4 protein-coding genes are annotated in these 6,250 nt (G+C 34.8%); 1 reads left to right on the top strand and 3 read right to left on the bottom strand.

Annotation, left to right across the window (positions count from 1 at the left end; genetic code table 11):
- Positions 1 to 532: 532 nt before the first annotated feature.
- Positions 533 to 1,168, top strand: coding sequence for an isoprenylcysteine carboxylmethyltransferase family protein (locus GQR55_RS19505; RefSeq protein ID WP_166421904.1), 636 nt, complete (start codon positions 533 to 535; stop codon positions 1,166 to 1,168).
- A gap of 94 nt (positions 1,169 to 1,262) precedes the next feature.
- Here the strand turns inward: GQR55_RS19505 and GQR55_RS19500 are convergent, their stop codons facing one another.
- The 3 genes from GQR55_RS19500 to GQR55_RS19490 are packed head-to-tail and all read right to left on the bottom strand — an operon-like array spanning position 1,263 to position 5,883.
- Positions 1,263 to 3,281, bottom strand: coding sequence for an EAL domain-containing protein (locus GQR55_RS19500; protein WP_166421903.1), 2,019 nt, complete (start codon positions 3,279 to 3,281; stop codon positions 1,263 to 1,265).
- A gap of 4 nt (positions 3,282 to 3,285) precedes the next feature.
- Positions 3,286 to 3,813, bottom strand: coding sequence for a YfiR family protein (locus tag GQR55_RS19495; protein WP_166421902.1), 528 nt, complete (start codon positions 3,811 to 3,813; stop codon positions 3,286 to 3,288).
- A gap of 9 nt (positions 3,814 to 3,822) precedes the next feature.
- Positions 3,823 to 5,883 carry a TonB-dependent receptor gene (locus GQR55_RS19490; protein WP_166421901.1) on the bottom strand — a complete coding sequence of 687 codons (2,061 nt, stop codon included), beginning with the start codon at positions 5,881 to 5,883 and terminating at the stop codon, positions 3,823 to 3,825.
- Positions 5,884 to 6,250: the final 367 nt, after the last annotated feature.

Raw genomic sequence — 6,250 nt, 5'->3', positions numbered from 1 at the left:
TGGATTTTTCTAAGTTCAATTTAGTAAAAGTAGATAAGTATCAGTATGCTAATTAGATCACATAATTTGGCAGATTGGTATAATGTACACTCGTCCAACACCCATCATGTAGGTCGGGCAAGCGTAGCGACTCCCGATGTTAAAATCATAAAATATCCACGGCTGTAAAAAAGTGCAGCATTTCACTGCGGCTCTTCACACTGTTGATACTACGATATTACAAAACTTAAAATTAAAGAAAGTCCTAATCGAAATAGTCGTTTTTTGCATATATAGAATGTAAAAATATGAGTGAATAATATCAATTCAAATATATAAGCAGATTGGTATTATATAAAAAGTATGAGATCCTCATAAATCAAAGTTATTTTAAATTAATGGTATTAGTTAATGATTACTCGTTAACAAACCTCTGACTTAACTTGTTTATGAAGGCAATGAATACTAATATAATTTCATGACCTTATAACTAAAATTTATTGAGTTAGTTGTTTTAAAATTACTACCAATAATGATTGTGAGCTGTAACTAGATGCCCTATGAAACATTTTTAGATGACTCTACTTCGCTAGTTGAATTTACACGTATTTACTTAGCTATTTTTTATACTTTTGTTGCGGGGTTTTATACATTTAGAATTATTTATAAAAATCGAGATACACCATCAGGCGTTATTTATCCCGGTGATAAATACTGTACTAGTTGGTGGAACCATATGGTTTTTAAATTTTTCAGAGCTGCTATTTGGTTTGTATGTGTAATTAGGGTGTTTGTACCTGAGTTAGATAGTTATCTTGGATTATTCCCAATTCTGAATGGCTGGCCAGGTGTATTATTCGGTGATGTATTATTGACCGCAGGCTTTATTTTAACGATGTTTGTACATTTTCATATGGCAGCACTTTGGCGCTCAGGAATTGATCCCAAGGGACCGCATGAGCTTAAAACATCAGGGCTATATGAATATTCTAGAAACCCGATGTACTTAGGTGTTGTAGCAGCGCAGGTCGGCTTCTTTTTAGCTTTACCTAGTGTATTCAGTTTGACCTGTTTAGTTATTGGTTTTGCAGCTATATATAGACAAACGTTAGTTGAAGAGGCTCATTTAGCTCATCGTTTTTCTACACAATACAAAGAGTATAAACAACTTGTGCCTCGTTGGTTATAGCTTGGGATTAAACTCTAAATATATAGGATTTAAATTAAAGAGTTAGTGGGTTGCTCCATGTTGGATTAATAAATTTCAGCATAACAGGCATAAGCTAGATAACTTCTTTTTGTTCTATATATTTTTTAATAAACTCTTTTTTAGAAACTGCCTTTGAAAAAATGTAGCCTTGGATATAATCGCAAGCAAGCTGCTTTAATAGATCGTATTGTTTTTGTGTTTCTACGCCTTCAGCAACAACCATAACATCTAAATTATGTGCCATAGTAATAATTGCTTTAACGAGAGCGATACTATTATCATTAGATTCAAGGTCATTGATAAACGAGCGATCTATTTTTAAAATATCGATATCTAAACGCTGTAAATATGCAAGAGAAGAGTATCCAACACCAAAGTCATCAATAGCTATATCTATATCAATGGCGCTCAACCGTTTTAATTGTCGCTGTATTGACGAGTCTGGATCCATTAGTGTGTTTTCAGTTACTTCAATTAATATAGTTTTTGCAGGCAGCTGATATTCCCTACTTGCTGCAATCCAATCATCCACCCAACAACCTGCACGATCAATTTCAAGCGGTGATGTATTTACACTTATTTGAATTGTTTTTTTACTCAAAACGTTAAATTGAACGGTATCTTGAATCGCTTGAGATTTTACCCATTGACCGATGTCGTTTATTAACCCATTTTTTTCAGCGACGGGTATAAATTCATTGGGTCCTATTAGGCCTCGGTCAGGATGATTCCAACGAATAAGGGCTTCAGCTTTTGGCACAGATTCTCCATCAATTGAAAATATAGGTTGGTAATATAATTCAAATTGATTATGAGTTATTGCTATGCGTATTTCTTCTATTAGGCGACGTTTTTCTGTGGCTTTTTCTTCAATAGCATAAGAGAAAAACTCATAGCGATTTCGACCTTTATTTTTAGACAAGTACATCGCTTGATCCGCACGTTTAACGAGTTCTTCTACTGTTGAACCATCAGTAGGAAAAAACGTTAAACCTATGCTTGCAGTAACAAATACTGTTTCTTTTTTTATTTTAATACTCTGCATTAAGCTATTTTTTATAGCTTCGGCAATTTTTGATGCTTCATCTGGACTGTTTACACCCTCTAAAATTAATGTAAATTCGTCTCCGCCTAAACGAGCTACTGTATCTTTACTTGTTATACAGCTTTGAAGCCTGGCTCCTACTTGATGTAATAATAAATCCCCGTAATCATGGCCAAGGCTATCGTTTACTTCTTTAAAACCATCTAAATCTATAAATATAAGTGCGAATTTCATTCCTTCAACACTTACTAAGCTTTGTAGTTTCTCGTAAAAATACCGTCTATTTGGTAAATCGGTTAATCCGTCTTGGTAGGCATATTGTTGCAACTGAATATTTGCATTTTCAAGTTCATTAGTGCGAAGTCTAACTTGGTTTTCTAACGAGTTTTCTCTTTGCTCAATGTTGTATAACATATCGTTAAAACAAGATGTTAACTGTCCGACTTCATCTTGTGATAGTTGTTCTGCGCGTAAACTATAGTCATGTGATGTTGTTATTTTACTGGCTGTTTGTGCTAAATATAAAATTGGGTTTAAAAATTTACGTCTTAGTAAAAGAGACAAAATAAGGCTAACCGCAAAGGTAAATACCATCAGGATCATTATAAACTTGGTATAAAAAGTGATTCTTTCTTTAATGTAGCTGTCGTTAGCACGTATCTTTAATACACCATAATTATACATATCAAGTTGCAGCAAAGTATTAACTTCAATGCTTTGTTCTGTTTGTGTATCTTCGGAGTGTGCAATAGCTAGTTGTTCACCAGTCGTACTCATTACTATTATACTAATGACATCTGCACGCATCAGTATTGGGTTTATAAGTTCTTGTACTGCGTCTATATCGTCAAACATAAGTGCGGTAGTTATATTGGGTGAAAGCATTTTTGACAGAGAACCTAAGCTTTCTATTTGCTCCTCTTTAGCGCTGCTGATCTCATAAGCACTAAATACAATCGTCACTATTGCGGTAGATACGAGCGCTACACTCATTAAGATGAATAATAATTTTTTACTTATTGTATTGAGTGAAAATAGTTTTTTCATTACATTACCTTTCTACAACGCGGGCTAGGCGTAGTACTTTTGAACTCATAGTAATGCCTGCATCTTTAAGCTGTTGTGGTGCAATTTCAAAGCGAATTTTACCACTGGAAAGAAAGAATTTGATATGGCCGCCATTTTCAATAAATGAGTCTGTTTCACCAATGACCATAATATTTTTTAGATCTAAAGGAGTTATGTTTTGCCATTGAGCAAATGTATCCGAGGTAATAAATAGCATGTTACACGCAGAAGTTGAGACTTCATCAAGAGTAATTAATTTGTTGTATAGAGGTAAGTTTTTTATCGTGCGATTTTTTAAAGCGGTATTAGCCACATTAATAAAGTATTTATCAGGGCTACAAATAGTAAATTCATTAAGGGATTCTAATTGATAATCCCAGTGTCCAAAACGTGCAAAGTTATATAAGAAGCCTGCTTTTAACATGTATTCTTTTTCAACAGCGCTAACGCTGGCACTAAAAAGTGTCAATGTTATTAAGCTACTGTGAATTATACTTCTTAACTTAATCATCTAATTAACTTAGAAATTTGCTGAAATAGTGAATGTAATACATTCATCAATATAGTTCGGTAATGTATAGGTTTCGCGCGTATTGTTGTACTCAATATGTGAACCTGAAAATAGGTTTTTACCTGAAATTGCAGTAGACCACACTGGAGTAGCCTGCCAATTCCAACTAATATCTAACGTTGTGTAATTATCGGTGTTATATGCATTGGAGTTTACTGATCGTAATGTCGCAAATACATTATGGTCATCTAAGAATGTATAATCGGCTTTTACAAATAACTGCCTGTTTTTAGAGTCATAGCCGATAGCCGGTTCTACTCTTGGAGGTAAGTCGTAATTATAGTCAGTATAGCTATAGCCAAACTCAGTATTGAGGTTATCAACTGGTTGCCATGATACAACTAGGTCGAACCCTTTAGTGGTTGTGTCTGCTACAGATGCAAAGTCTAAATCTAAGCGAGTCATTGTTAGTGCTTGAAAGACTTCTGGAATTCTCCCTGCTAGAAATAAATCGAGTATAGGAATGAATTGCTCAGCATGAGTATTCATATCAATAACCGCTACATTTTTAGCATCAGTATAATAAGACGATAAATCTAACGACCAGTCGTTAGTTGTAAATCGGTAGCCTAATTCATACGATAGATAGTTTTCCGATTCAACATTGTCATTACCATTTAGGTATGTTGGAATTCTATAGTTGTCTATTTGTTCAAAGCCTGAACTGATACCCGCTAGGTTTATTACTTTTGTACCATTAACTTTAAAGTTATCGTTAAACTCAATTAGAGTAGGAGTTCGAACACTTCGTGATACAGCACCCCATACAATGTTGTTGTCGGCTGGCTTATAAATAAGTCTTGCTGATGGTTGATTTTCCCACCCAGTTAAATCGTTATGGTCAAGTTTAGTACCAATAATAAAGTCAAGGGTATCAGGAATCACATTGTACTGAGCTTGGACAAGTGCACCATATTGTGTGAGGTTATCGAAGTCTTTATCACTATCTAAAAATACGCTTTCTGCGAAAGATATAGAATTGTATCGGTAGTTTAAGCCCCAATCTAGTTGTAGAGATTGATATATAAAGTTCATCTGATAATCAATATCTATCGATTGAAAGTCTTCTTTAATATAATTTTGAGAGCCATTTTGTTTAAGCCAAGAAACTTGTAGCATCTGGTTTGCATCTGGCGACATTCTATTTTCTAACCTTGCCATTATGCGTGAGTCTGTTCGTTTTAAATCATCCGAAAATGCAATGTTTGCGTTGGTTTCATCTATAACGCCTCGATAGTTTTGGCCAAGTTTTGAGTGAGTTATATCGCCTTGAAGTAGTGCTGACCACTCATCACTAGGGGTAAAGTCAGCCCTAAAACCTAAAGAATTTTGCTTGGTTGTATCGCTTGGAGTGAGTGAAATTCCTTTTTTTGACTCATTGGCATCTTTTAAGTGGCCGTAAATTCGGTAACTTCCTTTGTTACTTATATCTCCACCATAGCGAAGGTTTGCATCAGCATTTATTTGGTTACCAGTGGTTATATTTGCGTATCCACCGCGAGTATCAATACTATTTTTAGTGATAATATTAATAACGCCATTATTTGCATTACTTCCCCAAAGTAACCCGCCTTGCCCGCGTATTACCTCAATGCGTTCAATATCGTACAAAGGCACGTTTAGGGTTTCCCAGTAAACTGCCGCAAATTTTGGGGTATACAAGCTTTGCCCATCAATCATTACTAACAGTTTGCTTGAAAAACGAGAGGCAATGCCTCTTGATGAAATAGCCCATTGGTTGTTATCGAGCTGGCGTACAATTAAACCAGGCACCATTTTGAGTGCTTCGGGAACAGAGGTTGCTCCAGATTTAGTAATTTGTTCTTTACTTAAAACATAAATAGATGAAGCGGTATCAAATGCTGATTGCGCTCTTTTCATTGCAGAAGTTGCTTGCACATCCATGCCCATTAAAGCATCAAGATCAAGGTCTTCGTCTTCAAACGGCTCAGCCGCTAAAAGTGGGCAAACAAAAAGTAACGGCCAAAATAAACGTTGTGATATTTTCACCCAAAAGTCTCCAGCGCAATCAAAAAATCAAAAACAGTCATTGTTTTTGTAAAACATGTGATATCACACAATGTTAACATATATTAGCAATGTAAAAGTATAATTACGATTAAATCAAACAAATCAATTTTGTAGTTATTAAATTTTTATTACAGGTTACGAATTGTAAAAAAAATCTGGAAATAAAGTATACAGCCTTCATATAAATATTTTCAGCAGAGTAAGCAAAGAGGAAGTTACTGATAGCTATCAGTTATATAAGTTGAAAGTTAGTCTATTTTAGAAGGCCTAAATTCGGATAATAAGTGCAATTTCTCAGATTAGATGGCCAGCTGTTATAATTCGGCCATTTTCTCGCCAAAGGAAA

The organism is Pseudoalteromonas sp. Z1A8, from assembly GCF_011378855.1.
In the GTDB taxonomy this organism is placed as follows: domain Bacteria; phylum Pseudomonadota; class Gammaproteobacteria; order Enterobacterales; family Alteromonadaceae; genus Pseudoalteromonas.
Note: the sequence above shows the minus strand (reverse complement) of the source record. Positions and strands in the feature narration are given on the sequence as shown.

Coding starts and splice junctions, on each gene's coding strand:
- GQR55_RS19495 (WP_166421902.1), bottom strand. CDS start 3,813: ATGATTAAGTTAAGAAGTATAATTCACAGTAGCTTAATAACATTGACA.
- GQR55_RS19505 (WP_166421904.1), top strand. CDS start 533: ATGCCCTATGAAACATTTTTAGATGACTCTACTTCGCTAGTTGAATTT.
- GQR55_RS19500 (WP_166421903.1), bottom strand. CDS start 3,281: ATGAAAAAACTATTTTCACTCAATACAATAAGTAAAAAATTATTATTC.